Annotated in this window: 18 protein-coding genes; all 18 read left to right on the forward strand. The window is 47.8% G+C overall.

Features of this window, described 5'->3' with window-relative positions:
- Positions 1 to 74 precede the first annotated feature (74 nt).
- Positions 75 to 986, forward strand: a complete 912-nt coding sequence (locus tag B880_RS0107755; RefSeq protein WP_017346826.1) for a glycosyltransferase family 2 protein — start codon at positions 75 to 77, stop codon at positions 984 to 986.
- Between the two features lie 36 nt (positions 987 to 1,022).
- The gene (gene rfbB, locus B880_RS0107760) at positions 1,023 to 2,087 is read left to right on the forward strand and encodes a dTDP-glucose 4,6-dehydratase (RefSeq protein WP_017346827.1); all 1,065 of its coding nucleotides are present in this window, start codon (positions 1,023 to 1,025) and stop codon (positions 2,085 to 2,087) included.
- 18 nt (positions 2,088 to 2,105) lie between these two features.
- On the forward strand, positions 2,106 to 2,981 hold the full coding sequence (gene rfbA, locus B880_RS0107765; protein ID WP_017346828.1) for a glucose-1-phosphate thymidylyltransferase RfbA: 876 nt from the start codon (positions 2,106 to 2,108) through the stop codon (positions 2,979 to 2,981).
- A gap of 1 nt (position 2,982) precedes the next feature.
- A complete protein-coding gene (gene rfbC / locus B880_RS0107770) occupies positions 2,983 to 3,519 on the forward strand; it encodes a dTDP-4-dehydrorhamnose 3,5-epimerase (RefSeq protein ID WP_017346829.1) in 537 nt (178 codons plus the stop codon).
- Positions 3,516 to 4,370 carry a dTDP-4-dehydrorhamnose reductase gene (rfbD, locus tag B880_RS0107775; protein ID WP_017346830.1) on the forward strand — a complete coding sequence of 285 codons (855 nt, stop codon included), beginning with the start codon at positions 3,516 to 3,518 and terminating at the stop codon, positions 4,368 to 4,370. Before rfbC ends, rfbD begins: the two co-directional genes overlap by 4 nt.
- A 66-nt stretch (positions 4,371 to 4,436) precedes the next feature.
- Positions 4,437 to 5,381 carry a glycosyltransferase family 2 protein gene (locus B880_RS0107780; protein WP_017346831.1) on the forward strand — a complete coding sequence of 315 codons (945 nt, stop codon included), beginning with the start codon at positions 4,437 to 4,439 and terminating at the stop codon, positions 5,379 to 5,381.
- A gap of 66 nt (positions 5,382 to 5,447) precedes the next feature.
- Positions 5,448 to 6,689 (forward strand): O-antigen ligase family protein, encoded by a 1,242-nt coding sequence (locus B880_RS0107785; protein WP_017346832.1) that lies wholly within the window; start codon positions 5,448 to 5,450, stop codon positions 6,687 to 6,689.
- On the forward strand, positions 6,689 to 8,089 hold the full coding sequence (locus B880_RS0107790; RefSeq protein WP_017346833.1) for a hypothetical protein: 1,401 nt from the start codon (positions 6,689 to 6,691) through the stop codon (positions 8,087 to 8,089). Before B880_RS0107785 ends, B880_RS0107790 begins: the two co-directional genes overlap by 1 nt.
- A 184-nt stretch (positions 8,090 to 8,273) precedes the next feature.
- Entirely contained in the window at positions 8,274 to 8,729 is a 456-nt protein-coding gene (locus B880_RS0107795; RefSeq protein WP_083482075.1) for a sugar 3,4-ketoisomerase, read from the forward strand.
- Positions 8,719 to 9,276: a GNAT family N-acetyltransferase gene (locus B880_RS0107800; protein WP_017346835.1), complete on the forward strand. Its 558-nt coding sequence runs from the start codon at positions 8,719 to 8,721 to the stop codon at positions 9,274 to 9,276. Before B880_RS0107795 ends, B880_RS0107800 begins: the two co-directional genes overlap by 11 nt.
- A complete protein-coding gene (locus tag B880_RS0107805; RefSeq protein ID WP_017346836.1) occupies positions 9,277 to 10,380 on the forward strand; it encodes a DegT/DnrJ/EryC1/StrS family aminotransferase in 1,104 nt (367 codons plus the stop codon). It abuts the gene before it with no gap.
- Positions 10,381 to 10,525: 145 nt separating this feature from the next.
- The gene (locus B880_RS0107810; protein ID WP_026042486.1) at positions 10,526 to 11,170 is read left to right on the forward strand and encodes a response regulator transcription factor; all 645 of its coding nucleotides are present in this window, start codon (positions 10,526 to 10,528) and stop codon (positions 11,168 to 11,170) included.
- A gap of 75 nt (positions 11,171 to 11,245) precedes the next feature.
- The gene (locus B880_RS0107815) at positions 11,246 to 12,985 is read left to right on the forward strand and encodes a hypothetical protein (protein WP_017346838.1); all 1,740 of its coding nucleotides are present in this window, start codon (positions 11,246 to 11,248) and stop codon (positions 12,983 to 12,985) included.
- 250 nt (positions 12,986 to 13,235) lie between these two features.
- Positions 13,236 to 15,434 carry a polysaccharide biosynthesis tyrosine autokinase gene (locus tag B880_RS0107820; RefSeq protein WP_017346839.1) on the forward strand — a complete coding sequence of 733 codons (2,199 nt, stop codon included), beginning with the start codon at positions 13,236 to 13,238 and terminating at the stop codon, positions 15,432 to 15,434.
- A gap of 76 nt (positions 15,435 to 15,510) precedes the next feature.
- Positions 15,511 to 16,860, forward strand: coding sequence for an oligosaccharide flippase family protein (locus B880_RS0107825; RefSeq protein WP_017346840.1), 1,350 nt, complete (start codon positions 15,511 to 15,513; stop codon positions 16,858 to 16,860).
- Positions 16,861 to 16,887: 27 nt separating this feature from the next.
- Positions 16,888 to 17,322: an arsenate reductase/protein-tyrosine-phosphatase family protein gene (locus B880_RS0107830; protein WP_017346841.1), complete on the forward strand. Its 435-nt coding sequence runs from the start codon at positions 16,888 to 16,890 to the stop codon at positions 17,320 to 17,322.
- A 50-nt stretch (positions 17,323 to 17,372) separates the two neighbouring features.
- Positions 17,373 to 18,089, forward strand: a complete 717-nt coding sequence (locus B880_RS0107835) for an EAL domain-containing protein (protein ID WP_192841076.1) — start codon at positions 17,373 to 17,375, stop codon at positions 18,087 to 18,089.
- 98 nt (positions 18,090 to 18,187) lie between these two features.
- Positions 18,188 to 19,585, forward strand: a complete 1,398-nt coding sequence (gene wcaJ / locus B880_RS0107840) for an undecaprenyl-phosphate glucose phosphotransferase (RefSeq protein ID WP_026042487.1) — start codon at positions 18,188 to 18,190, stop codon at positions 19,583 to 19,585.
- Positions 19,586 to 19,881 lie beyond the last annotated feature (296 nt).

A 19,881-nucleotide genomic window follows, 5' to 3' on the forward strand; every position in this document is an offset into this window, starting at 1 on the left:
GCAAAACAACCCATTTCGTGTAGAGCCCGATGCCATCCGAAGTCATCGGGCTTCCAGGCTGACAGGAAACAATCATGAAATATTTTCTGACGATCCCGACCTATAACGGTGGTGACGTGTGGAAACAGGCTGTGGAAAGAATTTCGTCAAATCTCCCAGCCAACTTTTCAGTGCTGGTCGTTGATTCCGGCAGCAAAGATGACACGGTGAAATGGGCAGAAGAGGCCGGTTTTGCGGTTAAGCACATTTCATCTCGTGAGTTCAATCACGGTGGCACCCGCAATCTGGCAGCCAGTCTGGCCCCCGAAGATTCTGAAGTGGTGGTCTTCCTGACGCAGGATGCGCTGCTGGAGCCGGGAAGTCTGGAAAGCTTAGTGGCGTGCTTTGCCGATGCCGATGTCGCCTGCGCCTACGGACGCCAGCTGCCGCATCTGGATGCCAACCCCATCGCCAGCCACGCACGAGCGTTTAATTATCGCCAGCAGAGCAGAACGTATTCACTCGAAGATATTCCGACCGCGGGTTTGAAAACGGTATTTTCTTCAAACTCATTTGCTGCGTATCGCCTATCCGTATTTCGCGAGCTAGGGGGTTTTCCTAGCGATACGATACTGAGCGAAGATATGTTCTTTGTCGCAAAAGCGGTGATGTCTGGTTACAAACTGGCTTATGTTGCTGACTCGCAGGTGAGGCATTCACATAATTACAGTTGCATGGAAGAGTTTAAACGTTACTTTGACATCGGTGTGTTTCATGGCAAGGAAAGCTGGATAAGAGAAAAATTCGGCGGTGCCGGTGGAGAAGGAAAGAATTTTATATTCTCGGAAATTAACTATTTAGTTAAAAATGGCGTCCTTTATTTACCTTCTGCATTTCTACACAACTTCTTCAAGATTCTCGGATACAAATTAGGGCAAAACTATCGCGCACTTCCGGCTAACGTCACCAGGTCGCTGAGTATGCACAAGCGCTACTGGGAACAGTAACGGATTTCTGCTGCATTATTACCTTCAGAGGGAAAAATGAAAATTATCGTAACGGGTGGAGCCGGATTTATTGGTTCGGCTGTAGTACGTCACATTATTGAAAATACCAACGACACTGTTCTGGTCGTAGATAGCCTGACTTATGCAGGCAACCCTGACTCTCTGGCCAGTGTGAATGAAAATCCACGCTACCATTTTGCCCAGGCGGATATTTGTGATGCAAAAAAAATGGCGGAACTTTTTGACCATTTCCAACCCGATGCGGTAATGCACCTGGCGGCAGAAAGTCACGTCGATCGCTCTATTGATGGCCCTGGTGCATTTATTCAGACCAATATCAATGGCACCTTTACCTTACTGGAAGCGGCTCGCCGTTACTGGCAGGCGTTGGATAGCGAGCGTCGTGAAGCCTTCCGCTTCCACCACATCTCGACCGATGAAGTGTATGGCGATCTGCACGGGGTGGATGATCTGTTCACAGAAACCACGCCATATGCACCAAGCAGCCCATACAGTGCTTCGAAAGCCGCCAGCGATCACCTGGTGCGCGCCTGGCAGCGTACGTATGGTTTGCCAGTTCTGGTAACCAATTGCTCGAATAACTATGGTCCGTATCATTTCCCGGAAAAATTAATTCCGCTGATGATCCTCAACGCCTTAGCCGGTAAACCGTTGCCGGTTTATGGTAATGGCCAACAGATTCGTGACTGGCTGTTTGTAGAAGACCATGCTCGCGCTTTATATCTGGTCGTCACCACCGGTGTGGTTGGGGAAACTTATAATATTGGCGGTCATAACGAACGTAAAAATATTGATGTTGTTAAAACAATTTGTGCGCTGTTAGAAGAACTGGCACCGGAAAAACCACAAGGTGTGGTGAATTACAGTGACCTAATTACTTCTGTAACTGATCGCCCTGGACATGATTATCGTTACGCGATCGACGCAGGAAAAATAGATCGTGAGCTTGGCTGGAAGCCAGCAGAAACATTTGAAAGTGGAATCCGTAAAACAGTGGAGTGGTATCTAACCAACAACGACTGGATTAAGAACGTTCAGAATAAGACAGCTCATCATTCTCGTCCTGGTCTTTCTCACTAATTACGAAGGGTTAATCTTATGAAAGGTATTGTTCTGGCTGGTGGCTCAGGTACGCGGTTATATCCAATTTCCCGAGGCGTTTCTAAACAGTTGCTGCCGATTTATGACAAACCTATGGTCTATTATCCGATCTCAGTGTTAATGCTGGCGGGTATTAAAGACATCCTGATTATTTCAACACCAGAAGACCTGCCTGGTTTTCAGCGTCTGCTAGGTGATGGTAGCCAGTTTGGTATTGCATTGAGCTATGCAGTACAGCCAAGCCCGGATGGACTGGCACAGGCCTTCCTGATCGGTGAGCAGTTCATCAACGGCGACCGTTGTGCACTGGTGCTGGGCGATAACATTTTCTACGGTGAAAGTTTTGGCCGTAAGCTGGAGAACGTCGCGGAGCGTCAGGATGGCGCAACGGTGTTTGGTTACCAGGTGATGGACCCAGAGCGTTTTGGTGTGGTGGCTTTCGATAAAGACTTCCGCGCAATCTCTCTGGAAGAGAAGCCGGTTGAGCCAAAATCGAACTGGGCAGTTACCGGGCTCTATTTCTACGACAAAGACGTGGTCGACATGGCCAAAGAGGTTAAACCTTCTCCACGCGGTGAGCTGGAAATCACCACGCTGAATGAGATGTACCTCGGTCGCGGCAAGCTGAATGTAGAAATCCTGGGTCGTGGATTCGCCTGGCTGGACACCGGCACGCACAACAGTTTGTTAGAGGCTTCTCAATTCATCCATACCATTGAGCAGCGTCAGGGATTCAAAGTTGCCTGTCTTGAAGAGATTGCCTTCCGTAAAGGCTGGATCTCTGCAGAAGAGGTGATTCAGCTGGCACAGGGATTGAAAAAGACCAGCTATGGTCAATATCTCACTCAACTGATTGAATTCGAAGGTCTTTAATATGGACATCATTGAGACGCCACTCCTCGGTGTCAAAGTCATCCAGCCCCAGGTATTTGGTGATAGCCGTGGTTTCTTCCTCGAAACCTTTGAGAAAAACCGCTACAAGGAGATGTTGGATATTGACCTGGAGTTTGTCCAGGATAACCACTCCCGCTCCACGAAAGACGTTCTGCGTGGTATGCACTTCCAGACGATTAACCCGCAGGGCAAATTAGTGCGTGTGGTACGCGGTGCCGTTTACGACGTCGCCGTGGATATTCGTCCTGACTCACCCTCTTTTGGTCAGTGGTACGGTGTACTGTTAACCGAAGAGAACAAAACCCAGTTCTGGGTACCACCGGGTCTGGCACATGGATTCGTGGTGTTGTCAGATGTGGCGGACTTTGAGTACAAGTGCACCAACTACTACACGCCTGAGCATGAAGCCTGTCTGATCTGGAACGATCCGCGCGTGGGGATTGAATGGCCGGTTGAGACTCCTCGTCTGTCAGAAAAAGACAAACGGGGCAAATTCCTTGAGGAGCTGGCGCTATGAAAATACTCCTCACGGGTGGAAATGGTCAGTTGGGGCGCTGCCTGCAAGACCGTTTCCCGGCTGACTGGCAGATCAGTGTCACCACGTCCAGCGAGCTGGATATTGGTGATGCGGCAGCAGTAGAACGTGCAGTGCTGGCTTTCCAGCCGGATGCCATTATCAATGCGGCGGCGTATACCGCCGTAGATAAAGCAGAAAGTGAACCGGAAAACAGCGCCCGCGTTAACAGCGCTGGACCAGAGAACCTGGCGCGTGCTGCGCGCTTGATTGGCGCTCGCCTGGTGCATGTTTCAACGGACTATGTGTTTGATGGTACGGCCCAACGGCCGTATCAGGAAACCGACAACACCTCGCCGGTTTGTGTGTATGGACGCACCAAGCTGGAAGGTGAGAAGCGTGTACAGGAGCTACTGCCGGATGCGGTGATTCTTCGCACGGCCTGGGTCTTCAGCGAGTATGGCAGCAACTTTGTCAAAACCATGCTGCGTCTGGGCGAACAGCGCGATGCACTCAGCATTGTTAGCGATCAGTTGGGCTGCCCGACTTATGCCGGTGATATCGCTCAGGCCATTATTGTGTTGTTGCAGCAGTCCGCAGCCGGTGGCATTTACCACTACTGTGGCGACCAGCAGGCGACCTGGTACGATTTTGCCGAGCAGATTTTTACCCAGGCAACGCAGCAGGGGCGTTTAGCCAAAGCACCGCAGCTCACGGCTATCAATACTGAAGCGTTCCCAACACCAGCACAGCGTCCCGCTTACTCGGTGCTCGATTGCAGCAAAGTGCAGCATTATGGCGTTAAGCTCTCTGACTGGCAGAAAGCGCTGAGTGCCGTCGTCGCAGAAAGCTAAATTTTCCAGAGCGGCTTTCACAACACGCTGTCGGGGCTATCCTCACATTAATTAAAACAGGATGTCATGAAAAAAATTGATGTTATTTTAGCGGCCTATAATGGTGAAAAGTATATCCGGCAGCAGATTCAGTCGGTATTGATGAATTTTGACAGCTTGCCTGAGTATGACTGTCGTATTCTGATTTCGGATGACAGTTCCAGCGACAGTACAACGGCGATTGTTGCCGGGCTTAGCGCGCACGATAACCGCATCCAGTTGCTAGATAACAGTAAAAAAGGCGGCGTCAGGCAGAACTTTCACTACCTGATTCTGCATAGTGATGCGGACTATACGTTTTTCTGCGACCAGGACGATTTGTGGCTGCCGGGGAAGATGGCTATCTTCATGCAAACGTTCGCGCAGCACAACGATGACGAACCTCTGTTGCTGCATTCGGATTTGTGTGTTGCGGATGGGCATTTATCCCCAATCCATCCTTCAATGTTTGTTTATCAGCACATCAATAAAAACCCTGACCTGGCAGCATTAATGGTCAGCAATTCCGTGACGGGCTGTGTGATGGCCTGTAACCGTGCACTGATGGAAAAAACCAAGGCGAGTCAGGTTGAACACTCCATCATGCATGACTGGTATATCGCACTGCTGGCTGTTGCAACCGGAAAAATCGCGTTTATCGACAATGCCTTGATTCTCTACCGTCAGCACGGCAATAACCAGGTTGGCGCTAAGGCATTTTCGCTTGGAGAATTATTAAAGAGCAAAGCATGGCGCGCCAAACTGGCTACTGCCCGTCAGTCGATAGAGAAAACCCGCGATCAGGCTGCGCTGTTTTTAAATGACTTCTCTTCCGTCATGAAACCCGAAGATCGCCGCCTGATGCACGCCTACGTTGATTCTTTCAATGGCGGAGTAGGTGCCAGAGCAAAACTGTTCTTCTCCTCGGGTATTCGTAAAAATGGCTTGCTGCGTAATCTGTTTTTCTTCTGGCTATACGTGCTGAAACGGTGAAATTTCGCCTGAATGTTGAGCCTGTTAATAACAATGAGTGACGAGATAACATCGTAAGGTAGCGCTATGATCACCATCAATGAACCGAAGAAACTGGTTGCCAGGCTTGCCATCTATTTCATCATGGCGCGCAGTATTTTGTGTGTGCCGTTTATTGCCTTGCATTTAGCCGCTGATGGTAAGGCATTAGGGCGCTTTGCTAAGCTGGCCAGTATCCCGTTCTTGCTGGTTATTGCTTACGCTATTTTTTCACTCAACAACGGTAATGGCACCAAAGAAGTGGTGGGTCAGAGCCGTGATATGTTGCTGGCCTTCACCGTTTTTTGTTTCTTGTCTTCAATACCCAGGAAGCTAGGTGCGGATGCTCTGGCCTATCGAGCCATTCGCAACGGTGCTGTTTTCATTGCACTGGCAAAGATCGGGGTAATTATTGCGGGTATCGTCACCGGGATGAACCCGTTGATCATCGTAAAAATGATCTCAAAAATCTGGGACATCCAGTTGATGACAATGGGGGTAGATAACAGCTTTCTGACGCGCTTGCAGATCCCCATCGACTCCGCGACGCCTTTATTGATGTATGTCCTGTTCGCTGAGATGTTGTTAAAGCGACAGGGGCGTATCCGTAATACAGTTTATTTTATTCTGCTTTTAATCTCCCTGTTGCTGACCTTCTCCCGTTTCTTCTGGGGTATCGGCGTGTTGTTGATTGGCCTGAGCTTGCTGCTCAATGCCAACCTGCAAACCAAAATAAGTTGGCTGTTAGGCGGTGCGCTACTGGGATACAGCCTTTACATGTTCACTCCCGCAGGGGACACGATAGACAAAGTTATCGAAACACGTATCGGTCAGCAAAATACCTCCTCAGACTCCTTCCGCATCGTACAGACACATGCGCTATGGAATGAAGTGGAGACCGCTCCGGTCATGGGGCATGGCATTGGTTACTTTATGCCGAGTTTGATTCGTGCCCAGGAGACGAAGTATCTGTATGAAAACCAGTCACTTTCCATGATTGTTGCCTTGGGTTACTCCGGGGTTCTCATCTGGATGGGGGCGATACTGATGGTGATTTTTGGCCTCTGTTATAACAAGCCGGAATCGCGCTTTAAAAACGTTATGCTGACGCTGTTATTCTTCTCGATATGGGTGGCGGGTGGGTTCTTTAACCCGCTGTTGTGGGGCGCATCCGGCGGGGTCATCCTGTTCTTTGCCGCGCGACACCATGCACTCACCGCCAACTTTACCGGGGATGTGGCACCGGTACGCAAGCCGTTAATTATTCGCACCGCAAGGAGTGAGGCTTAATGAAGGCACTGTTGCAGGAGCTCAGGCAGCAGGTGCTGGCACAGCCAGATCTACGGCATATGCTGACGCTGGCTCGGGCCTACGGTGCGTTATGCCAGGCGGCTGACAGTGACATCTATGATGATGCGCCGCTGGAGCAAACGCTGATAGAGAAAGCCTGTGCACAGCTCATGCCGCCACAACCGGCCGTTAACCCTGGCGCTTGTCTGCACATTATCTCGGAAGCGTTCATTATTGGTGGACACACGCGTTTGATGGAAAAACTGGCGCAGATGCAGCCAGAAAAATCCGACCTGTTGGTTACGCGTTCGATTGATGAGCAAGCCGCTGCACGCTGTGCCGCCGTTTTTCAGCAGGTCTATCAGTTGAACACTACCGATCCTGTTTCGCAGCTTCTACACATCAGCGAGCGGGTTGCGGGTTATCAGCGCGTAGTCTTGCACATCCACGCTGATGATATTGCAACCGTCGTGGCGGTGGGGCTGGTGAAAGCGGCATTGCCGTTGCAGGTCTGGTTTGTAAATCATGCCGACCACGCTTTTACCTACGGTAGCGCGATTGCTGACTTCTACTTCCAGCTAAGCAGCTTCGGCGCGCGGTTGGATAAGCAAAAACAGATTGCCGGGCAAACCTCCTTTCTGGGTATCCCGGTCAATGACAGTGCGGTAGATACCGCACCAGAACGAAAGCCGCTCACTGAAGCACTGCGCTTTGTCGCTTCAGGCTCGGCAATTAAATTCCGGCCTTTTCGCGGTGAAGATATTCGTCCCCTGATTCGGCAAATTTTGCAGCAGTGGCCGAAGGCGACATTTACCCTGATAGGGGCTAACCCGCGCAATAATTTCTGGTGGTGGGGGCTGAAACTGCGTTTCGGTCAACGACTGCAGTTGCGTAGATATATTCCCTACGAGCAGTACATGGCCTTTATGCAACAAACGGATTTCTTTATTGATAGTCATCCGTTTCCTGGTGGCACCGCCTTTGCTGAGCAGATTCTGGCCGGTCGGCGCGGCATTGGGCTGATAGCAAAAGTGCAGGGTTATTCACCGGCAGATAAGCTGAAGCGGGGTTCGGTGGCTGAGGTTCTGGACACCGTAAAAGATTATCAGGATGCGGGTATTATTGAGGAAATTATCGCCGTCAATGGTTATCAGGCGGTGAAAGAACGCTACCTTGCTTGTTTGTTTTCCAACAAAGCTGACCCGTTTAATATGGAAGAGCGGGTGGCCTGGCAAGGAGATACGACATTTCTACGTGTCAGAAATGTTATTTTTACGCCGCTAAATATGACGGCGATGAAAACACTGTTTTCATATAATAAGAAGATCGCATTGAAAGTCTTTATGCGACTCTCTATTTTAAATAAAGCACATTTAATTAAGGTGTGGATAAAGGATTAACAGGGATAATTCAGGTAAATATATCCGTTGAGGATAATGGAAAACACCCCTATGGCTATACACATCAATCAAGTAAATGCATTCTTTTGGCAGTTTTTGACTACTCATTTTTTGGGTGTTTTTATACAACCTGTCTTTTAAAGGCAGAGAATACTAAATCATAATCTCAAGAACTGAGACAAACATGAAACTATCAACTCCTCCTGTAAATGTGGATCTTGCTTCACTGCAGCAACGACATTCATTCATCGATCTGGTCCCTGTGATTGACAATCGCGGCAGCCTGGTAAGTCTTGAAGCGATGAAGCAAGTTCCGTTTGATATTAAGCGTATTTTTTATATTTTTCATAATACGGATGGTGAAAATCGCGGCTTCCATGCCCATCGTTCCGACCAGCAGTTTTTAATCTGCATGGCAGGAAAAGTGCTGGTGCGCTTATACGATGGCAAGTTTACCAATGAGTACTGGTTGGATCACCCTTCCAAAGGCTTGCTGGTGAAAAGCATGGTGTGGTTAGAGATGTATGAGTTCAGCCCCGATTGTTCTCTCGTAGTGCTGTCAAGTGAGCATTACAATGAGAAAGACTATATTCGTGATTATGACGCTTTCCTAGAGGGCGTGAGGTCAAATGAAGAGTAAAACGGGTAAAACTATTAAACTTCGCCTGGTCGAAGTGAGTGATTATGCATTTATTCACTCTTTACGTGTTGCGCCGGAGAAAAATAAATTTCTCTCGGCCGTTGATGATAATCCTGAGTTACAAAAAGTTTGGCTGCAAAAATATAAACAGCGCGAACAAAATGGTGAAGAGTTCTACTTCATTATTGAGCGTTTAGACAATCAGGAAACGGTAGGTACGATGCGTGCCTATGATGTTGATCCGGAGAGGATGTCGATCCGTTGTGGTAGTTGGATTTTGAATGATAATAAAACGCTGACATCAGCAGTGGAAAGTATATTGCTGACGTGGGATTTTATGCGCGAGCACCACTTTAAATATCTTATTGTGGATGCCCGAAAAGAGCATGTCTCAGCGCTGCGCTTTATCAAGAAGATTTCTCATCGTTATTATGGCGAAGATGAAACGAACTTCTTCTATGAAATTGATGTGGAGAAGTTTGCTGAAAGCTTCTATCAACCAAACCAACATTATGTTTCGCCTGAACTTGTGGATGGGGAAATTTGAATGATCCAGTTCTTAAGCCTGAAAAAAATTAATGCTAAATATGCTGACGAGTTAAAAGCGGCATGTGCCCGGGTCATCGATTCGGGATACTTCATCCTCGGACCTGAGTTGCAACGCTTTGAACAGGCCTTTGCCAGTTTTAGCCAGGCTAAGCACTGTATCGGATTAGGTAATGGGCTGGATGCCCTGACATTGATCCTGCGCGCCTGGAAACTTCAGGGCAAGATCAAAGACGGTGATGAGGTCATCATTCAGGCCAATGCCTATATTGCCTGCGTGCTGGCTATCACTGAGAACAACCTGGTGCCGGTTTTTGTTGAACCGGACGCGAATAATTTCAACCTTGATCCGACCAAAATACGCGCCGCGATCACGGAAAAAACCCGTGTCATCATGCCAGTGCACCTCTATGGTCGCCTGTGTGAGATGCCAGAGATTATGGCGATTGCCGCTGAAGCGAATTTGCTGGTGTTAGAAGACGCTTCCCAGTCGCACGGTGCGACTTTGCAAGGTAAACCGGCCGGCAGCTGGGGCGATGCCACCGGCTTCAGCTTCTACCCAAGTAAGAATCTGGGTGCATTAGCAGATGCCGGGGCAGCCGTAACCAATGATGACGAGCTGGATAAAGCACTGCGCGCACTTCGCAATTACGGTTCGTTTGAACGTTACAATAATCTTTATCAGGGTGTGAATAGCCGCCTGGGTGAAATGCAGGCCGCTATCTTAAGTGTAAAACTCAATCACTTCTGGGCCGAAGTGGAATGTCGTCGTGAAGTCGCTGCACGCTATCTTGCTGGAATAACGAATCCGGCTATTAAGTTGCCGCAGTGGGAAGTGCGTGAGCAGCACACCTGGCATCTGTTTGTGGTACGTTGTACACAGCGCGAAGCGCTTCAGGCACACCTTGCGAACCACGGTGTGGAAAGTATTATCCATTACCCTAAACCGCCGTATAAGCAACAGGCCTATGAGGAGATGAATCATCTGAGTTTCGCACTCAATGAACAACTCCACCGTGAAGTTTTGAGTATCCCGATTGACCCTTCAATGACTGACGAAGACGTTGAAACTGTGATAGAGGTTTGCAACAGCTTCTCGGCATAATGCGTTACGTTTTCAGCACCCGGGGTGATGTTTTTTTTAAATTTTCAATTTTTTACCGAATCATTCAATGTGTGGAATCCGGTGTAAGCCGTTCAAAAATATTACATCCAACATTGCTAAATGGAATTATTCGAGGGTACGCAGCATGCAGAAAGTTGTTGTAATGGACACGAATCCGATTGTTAGCCTGGCGATCACCGAATTGCTGGAAAATAACCGCTTTACCGATGTGACGCATATTAGTAACTTGTCCGAACTTAAAGCAGTGCTGGAAACGGAAGCCGTGGATGTGGTGATCATGGACCTGTTTGACGGTAATAGTTACCCGATAAATGGCCTGGATTTTATCAAGCAGCATCGCCCGCTGTTAGAAGAGCTGAAGCTTATCGTGTTTACCGACATTGACTGCTATTTCATCGTCAATGAGATCAGTAAATTCAAAAACGTGAATCTGATATCCAAACGTGAGTCGCTTTCTGAATTGCTGTTTGCTTTGTGCAAACGCGAAAGCAAAAAACCTTACCTCAGCCCCTTTATGAGCAAGTCTAAAGAGCTTAACTGGAAAAATCACCTTACCAGTACTGAGCTTCGTGTGCTTTACTTGTTGATAGACAACCAGACGCCGAACCAGATTTGTGAGACGCTGAACCTTCATTACAAGACAGTGCTGTTCCACAAATCCAATATCGCGCGCAAGGTGGGGGCACGTAACTCGCTGCAGCTGGCGAAGATTTTAACGTCGTTCACCAATTACAACCGCCATGCACCTTACCGAACGGTAGGGTTTTGATGTCCACATCGTGAACCGACATCTGCGGTTGGCCCAGGGTAATGCTTTCATTTCAAACCATAAGGAAGCTTTACTATGACGTTATCTCGTAGAAAACTGTTCCGTTGGATTGTGCCCTCTGCAACGTTGGGGTGGCTGGTTCGGGGTCAGGTACAGGCAGCGCAACCGGCTCAGCCGGCCTTGCAAAATGCCGTGTATCGCGATGGCGAACCGCACTTTCAACTGGCAGCCGATACTTCCACCGCCGCGGCGACTTACAGTCTCGGCACCACGTACAGTAGTGGGACGGTGGGAGCCAAGCTTAATCGCTTCGTGACAATCGAAGATTTTGCCGATACCAACTCAGCCAACGGCAACTGGGCTGTAGCGATAAAAAACGCCATCGACTATGCCAGAGTCAACGGCATTCGTAACGTTTACGGCGCTAACAGCTACACCATCAGTAGTACCATCGTGGTGGAGGGGCTCAGCAATAACGGCCTGAATATTTCTATAGGTCGACTTGTTGCCAGCAGTACCTGGCCAAAAAACACTACGCTCTGGGATGCCACACCAATGCTGTTAATTGGTGACACCGTGGCGAACATCACCGGGTTGAACTTAACCATTAACATGCTGGACGGTGCGGGTGTTGCAGATGGGATTCAGGCGACGCAATACGGTTTTGCGCTCTCATCGATTCACATCGGTGATGCCCGTAACTGTGTTCGTGTCATCTCGAACGGTAATCAACAGTGGCCAAATGCATCGGTACAGGTGAGCGGCGATTTCTGGACCGCCAACTGGCTGGGCATTTACCTCTCGCGTGGTACTAAAGGTTCCAGCCCCATCAGTGAAGGCTGGAAAATCAACGTGAAGTTTATTGCGAACAACCGTTACGGTGGCATTCTGGCACGTGGCGGATCGCAATATACCCAGATACGCGGTGACCACGATTACAACGGACGCTATCTGTCGTTGCTACAAATTGATGCGCTGGATGGCATCACGCGTGGCATGAAGATCACCAACGGCACCACGCAGGCGGAAGTGTTAGTTGGCTGGCAGGCGCAAGGGCAGTACTGGCTGGCCGTGATGGAGACCAAGGATGTCTCGGCCGGGAATGGCGGTAAGAGCAGTTACAGCGTCAACGATAAGTTGACCAGCCCGACCACCACCATCCGGCAACGTACCATCACCGCCGTGCAAACAGGCGGTGACAATGCTTCAGCCACCAACTACTTTGACGTGCTACACGATTTTGAAGGTGAACCGTTTGCCAAAATACAGGCAACAATGGGGTATTGCAGCGGCATCATTGGTTCACTGCAATTTACTTCCATGATCCTGATGCAGAATAGCTTCCAGGGGATTACCGATAACCTGCGTGGCTTAGGCGTAGCAAACTCAGGAACGGCACTCTCTTTATATAACCGGGCGGTTAGCGATACACCGTTTGCCAATATAACGTCCAGCTTTGTTAATTTCCAAAGCAAGTTATATATGCAGAACCGATTGTATGAAGGAACCGGCGTGGCACAAACCGTGACACGTTCGACAAGTACTTATACAACGTTATTTACACTACAACCCACCGCAACCGATCGTTACCTGGGTGAGCAAAATCTTTATAAAGTGTACATAAAGACTAACTATCCCGGTGTGTGCGGTGAGTACCTGATCAGCGTCAGCGATAATACCTCGGATGCCTTGCAAGCCCATGCCGTCATCTCTAACGATGGGGTGTTTGTATGGAGAGTGAGTGGCAGTAATTTCCAGGTACGGCAGGAAGCCGCTGATTCCATTCAGTTCGTTGCCAATATTCTACGCGTTTAACGCCTAGATCGGCAGGTCTGGTGCTCGTTGCCAGACCTGCCAGTTAAACCAGACCTACCAGCGTTTATTTTTCTGTCCGTCTCTTTTCAGGTTGTTGCAGGACTATAACCCTCCTGCCGCAGCGTGATTAATTTCGGCTATATATCCTGATTTTAGGGAAGGGTTCTGTTGGTTTTTAATTAATTATCTTCAACATTTAATTAATTAATAATCGAGTTAAATAACATCATCAGTTGATGCGGGATTAAGAATGTCAGATAAACACGATGCAATTTTAGCTAGCGCGGAGAATAACGCCAATAACCTCGATCTGGGGAAACTGTATGGTGCGATTCTTGACGATCGATGGATTGTCATTATCAGTGTGGTGATAATGATGATGGTAGGTACTGTCTATACCCTTTTTGCGACGCCTATCTATAGCTCTGATGCTATGGTTGCGGTGGAGAAAAATGCGGGGCAGTCTCTGCTGAACAATCTGTCGGAATATATTCCAACAGTACAACCAAAATCTGATGGTGAGATGAAGCTGCTCCAGTCAAAACTGGTGTTATTTAAAACGATTAACGAACTTAACCTTGATATCGAACATGAGGAGTCTTTCTTCCCGGTGTTTGGTAAAGGTTGGGCGCGCCTCACGAACAAGCCGGCCAACACGATTGATATTACTAACCTCCAGGTACCGGATAAGCTGTTAGGCACCTGGCTGCAATTCAAAGCGGTCGGTGCTAACAGCTTCACCTTGAGCTACGACGGTAAAGAGTTGGTCAGTGGCGTGGTGGGTAAACCGGTCACCATGAACGGCACCACCATCACCGTGTATTCCATGCATGCGGCACCGGGCACCGAATATACCGTGCGTAAACTGCCGATTCGTGATGCTTATGACCGCTTGGTTAACCGCCTGGACGTGTCTGATGCTGGTATGGATACCGGGATGCTGGAGATGAAGCTGAAAGGTGAAGATCCGGCTAAAGACCGCGATATCCTGGACAGCATTGCCAGCAACTACGTGTTACAGAACGTTGAGCGTAAATCTCAGGAAGCTGCCAATAGCCTTGAGTTCCTCAAGCAGCAGCTGCCGATGATCCGTAACCAGTTGGACTCGTCAGAAGATAAGCTGAACCAGTATCGTCAGAAGAGTGACTCGGTTGACCTCAACATGGAAATTCACTCCGTGTTGGAAACCATGGTTAACCTCGATAACTCGCTGAACGAGCTGACTTTCAAAGAAGCCGAAATCTCTAAACTGTATACCCCAGAGCACCCGACTTACCGTGCGTTGCTGGAAAAACGTAAAGTACTGGAGACAGAAAAACAGAACCTGCTGAAGCGTATTAGCGAGCTGCCACAGACTCAGCAACAGATTGTTGGTCTGACGCGTAACGTTGACTCTGAGCAGGAAATCTTCATGCAGTTGCTGCGTAAACAGCAGGAGCTGGGTGTAGATAAAGCCAGTACTGTGGGTGATGTTCGTGTTATCGACTATGCGACCTCTGAAGTGGCACCTACCTTCCCTAAACTGGGCCTGGTGGTGACGTTAGCCGGTATTTTCGGTGCCGCAGCAGCCATTGCTTACATCGTCATGAAAACCCTGATTCGTCGTGGTATTGCCGGTTCACGTGAGCTGGAAGAACAGGGCATTACCGTTTACGCCAACGTACCTCTGGCAATGGAAGCTCCACGCTTGCCGGTACTCTCCCGCTTCCGCATCGCAGACAAGAAAGAGAAGTTGTCACGGCGACGTGAAGTGCTGGCGCTGACCAGCCCAGACAGCCTGACGGTAGAATCACTGCGTAGTTTACGTACCAGCCTGCACTTTGCGATGCTGGAAGCGAAAAACAACATCCTGATGATTACCGGTGCTGTACCGATGGTAGGTAAGAGCTTTATCAGTGCTAACCTTGCTTCGGTAATCGGTTTGACCGGCCAGCGCATCCTGCTGATTGACGGTGATATGCGTCGTGGTTCACTGCATGAAACCTTTGGTTTTAGCTCACGTGTGGGTCTTTCTAACGTGCTGGGTGGTAAGAAAACCATTCAGGAAGTGATTCAGGTGACGCAAATCCCAAGCCTGCATGTCATTACACGTGGTCAGGCTATCCCTAACCCTGCGGAGATGCTGACCGGGAAAACCTTCAACAATATGTTGGCCTGGGCGAGTGAAAACTACGATCTGGTGATTGTCGATACCCCGCCAGTCCTCTCCGTAACTGACGCTTGTATTATTGGCCAGATTGCCGGTTCTTCACTGGTGGTTGCACGCTTCGAACTGAACACCGTGAAGGAAGTGGCGTTGAGTATTCAGCGTCTGGAGCAAACCGGTGTGAACGTGAAAGGCTGTATCCTCAACGCAATCGTGCGTCGTGCGGCCAGTTACTACAGCTATAACTATAATTATGATGCTCTCAATACCTACGAGTACAAAATGGAATTGAATCAGGACTAAGCAGGGGAGTTTTTCCCTTAATCGTTCCGACGCCAGCATTACGCGGCGTCGGAACGCACTGACTTCAGGTAGGACAATGAGAAAATATATCGATCGGTTATTTAGCAACGGCTTTTTTCGCAACATTTCATGGAACTTTCTCGGCTTCTTTTTGCCCGTAGTCGTTGCGATGGTGATGATTCCAGTGGTGATGAAACACATCGGACTGGAACGTTTTGGTGTCCTGACCCTGATCATTGTCTTAATCGGTTCGTTAACGCTGTTTGATTTTGGCGTCACGCGCTCAATTACCCATTTTGTGACTAAATACAAGGAGGATGGTCAATATATTGAAATGCTGACGGTAATAAAAACCGGTTGGGTCATTATTACGGCAGCCATTTTGGTCATCTCCGCATTGTTTTACTTTAGTCGTGACTGGATCTCCTGGCACTTCTTTAATGTTTCAAATCAAGAGATTCGTAATGAAGTGGCGGGAAGTATGGCCGTTATTGGTTTGTGCCTGCCCTTTGTTATCGCCCAGACGACTTTTGTTGGGGTCATGGAAGCCTTTGGCGCTTTCAAGAAAATCAGTATTGGTAAAGCACCGTTTTCTATTCTGATGTATCTGATTCCGATGGGAATCTCTTTCTACAGTTCCAGCCTGTTCCTGATTACCCTGTCCCTGTGCTTATTGCGCACGGTGATGGCCGTGGTGTTCTTTATCATGATGCGATCTGAGGTGAATAAAATCACCCGCGTATCACTATTCTCGGTGCCGGTGACGAAGACGATTGCCGGAGAGCTGGTGAAGTACGGTGGTTGGATCTCCATCAGTAACATCATGGCACCGATCATGCTTTATATTGACCGTTTCTTTGTGGCAACCATTGTCGGTGCAGGTGTCTTTGCCTATTACACCACGCCTTATGAAGTGGTTTCTCGCGTGGCGATTGTCACTGTCAGCGTGTGTGGCGTGTTGTTCCCGGTACTGGTCTCGAAAATTCACCGTGATGTGCGGGCGGCTAACAGTCACTTTAATAAAGCGATGTTGGGCATTTTCCTTGTGCTTATCGGGCCAACGATTATCGGGGCATTTATTTCCCACTGGTTCCTCTCAATCTGGATCAACCCAAGTTTTGCCGATCATGCGTGGGTGATTTTCTCCCTGTTCCTGTTTGGTTATTTGGTTCATGGCCTGGTACAACCGGCATTTATCTGGATTCAGGCCTGTGGGAAACCCTGGATTAACGTCGCTTGTCAGATTGTCGATTTGGTGTTGTATGTGATTTATCTGCCCTGGATGACCCATCACTACGGTATTTTCGGGGCGGCAGTGGCATGGAATATCCGCATGGCATTGAGCCTGGTGGTACTGCATACCATTCGCCTCTCTCTGTACCGACGTGAACTGTCACGTAGTGAGACACTTTCCTTAGCCAGTTGATTTGCTTAATTTTTAGTGATGGATGCTATGTTTAATTCAATACTTGTTATCTGTACCGCCAATATCTGCCGTTCACCGCTGGCGGAGCGTATTTTGCGTCGTGAATTTCCGGATAAAAAAATTGACTCCGCTGGGATTATGGCGCTGGTGAATAAACCCGCCGATGAAGGAGCCATCGCGATTGCCAGTCAACATGGCCTTTCCCTGGAAGGCCACCGTGCCAGACAGTTCACACCGCACCTGGGGCTGCGCTATGAACTGATTCTGGCCATGGAAAAGCAGCATTTACAGCACATAAGTCGTATGGCACCCGAAGTGAGCGGCAAGAGCATGTTGCTTGGCTATTGGCTGGATCAACGGGAAGTCATGGACCCCTTCCGCCGGGGTGATGATGCCTTTGCGCGTAGTTACGATTTAATTAATCTCGCTTGTCAGAAATGGGTAGCTCAGATTAATCGTTAATTTAAAATTCGCATTATTACTGCTTGCTTATTCAAATGTTGGGGTGGGACATGGGAAGTTTTCTTGCCGACAATATGGGAAGGAAGTTTATTCTTGAGCCTATAGTGTCTCAGCAGCTAAAAGTGATTGGGTTTGAGCTTTTATCCCGATTTTATAATCAAGAAGCCAGACCTTATAACACGATAATGATGGTGAGAAACCTTTCCTCGGAAGGCAAGAGACAATTGCTTTATGAGCAATTAAAGACAGTATCGAGCATTATTGATGTACTGGAAGAAAATAATCTTTTCGTTAGCATTAATGTTGATGATGAAATGATTAAAATTCTCCATTCAGATCCTCAGCTGAACTGGATGTTTACCCTGTCTGAAGTTATCAGGCTGGAAGTTTCTGAAGAAATCGATTTTACTCAAGATTTAACCACGCTCTCTTACATGCGTGATTTAAAAGAGAAGGGCGTTTCATTCTTTCTCGACGATCTTGGCAATGGTTTTGCAAATCTTGATGCGCTGCATACGGGGATTTTCGATGCGGCGAAAATAGATAAGAACTTTTTCTGGCAGCAAAAAAACAAGCTGATGTTTCCGGTTATAATAAAAAATATAAAAAAACTTTGCGAGAACCTCATCATTGAAGGTGTCGAAAATGATGAGGATATGAAATCACTGTCATCAGTTTCTGTTTATGGCATGCAGGGATATCATTTTAATTCTATCGCCGTTGAAGACATTAAATCTTATGTTACCAATGCTAAATCCTGCCATTAATCTATTTTTTGTTCATCAAGGGAATATCATGAGCTTTGCTCATCCATCGGTTTTTATTCTGGGTAATAATTATTCAGAATCATTGAGGTGAACTTTCAATGACCATATTACAATATTCAGCAAACCTAAAGCATAACATCCCCGTTATTGCCATAGTACAAAGGATATCTGATATCCTGATCATGATCGTTGGATTTTATCTCGGCTGTGTATTGAATGATACCAGCTTCAGTAATGCCGTGATGGTGATTTTTATGCTCAGCCTGCTGATTTTTCAGACTGTAGGCGGAGTGGCTGATCTCTACCGATCCTGGCGAGGGATGAAAATTACCGATGAGCTGTTCTCTTTGCTGAGAAACTGGACCATTAGCCTGGCGATTACGTGGGGAGTGACGTTTGCTTTCCCGCTGCTGCATCTCTCTTTCCAGGTGATTATTCACTGGTATCTTGCGGCTGCTGGCTTGTTTATCGTGTCACGTATGGGTATTCGCGTCGCATCGGGTATTTTACGGCGCTACGGTTATAACACGCGCAACGTGTGTGTCGCGGGGAATATGCCTGCGGGAATTTCATTGTTGCATAGCTTTCAACAGTCACCCTGGCTCGGTTTTGTCGTTAAGGGCATTTATGATGACAACGTTCCTACTGAAGCGAATGGAATCAACTATGCCGGGTCACTGGAAGCACTGGTGAATGATGCCAGAGAAGGGAAGTTAGACAGAATATATATAGCGATGAACATGAAGGATGAAGCAATCATAAGTGAGCTCGTTAAGCAGTTAACCGATACAACCTGCTCAGTTTTGCTTGTTCCCGATATCTTTACCTTTAACATCCTTCAATCACGTACCGAAGAAATTAATGGCGTTCCGGTGGTTCCTTTAGTTGATACCCCTTTTAACGGCATCAACGGCATATTTAAGCGACTGGAAGATATTATTGTTTCCTTGTGCATTTTGACCATGATTTCTCCGGTACTGTTAATCATTGCCTGTGCCATTAAGATCACCTCTCCGGGTCCAGTCATCTTCCGTCAAACGCGTTATGGTATGGATGGTAAGCCGATCACGGTATGGAAGTTTCGTTCAATGACCGTGATGGAAAATGCAGATGTTGTCACGCAGGCGACCAAAAATGATACCCGGGTGACGCGGATTGGAAAATTCTTACGCCGCACATCTCTGGATGAGTTGCCGCAGTTCTTTAATGTCTTGTTTGGTCAAATGTCAGTGGTGGGGCCACGTCCTCATGCCGTTTCGCATAATGAACAATACCGTTTCCTGATTGAAGGCTATATGTTGCGCCATAAAGTGAAACCGGGTATCACGGGTCTGGCCCAGATTAATGGCTGGCGCGGTGAGACTGACACACTGGAAAAAATGCAAAAGCGCATTGAATTCGACCTGGAATATATTCGTATCTGGAGTGTATGGGTTGATCTGCACATTATATTCCTGACTATCTTTAAAGGCTTTGTTAATAAATCGGCTTATTGATAGCCAGCTACAGTGGGGGAATACCCCCACTCAGTCGAAAAAATAATTAACCCAGCATAACGCAATGCATTCTTTTTGGCGTGCCCTGCGTTAACTATCTAAGGCTGTGTTGTTTTATCGATCTGTATATATTTGTCATGTATTAAAATTTGGATGCTTTGGTAGCACTATTCATTTTAATGACCTGGGTTTGATTAAATTTAAAATCGCCTAAAAACCACATAAAGGCTTCATTGCTTTAAGGATGAAGCATAATGATTCTGGAGAGCACTTTCTCCTCACTTAAATATGAGAAC

It is taken from the genome of Pantoea sp. A4 (assembly GCF_000295955.2).
GTDB lineage: Bacteria > Pseudomonadota > Gammaproteobacteria > Enterobacterales > Enterobacteriaceae > Pantoea > Pantoea multigeneris.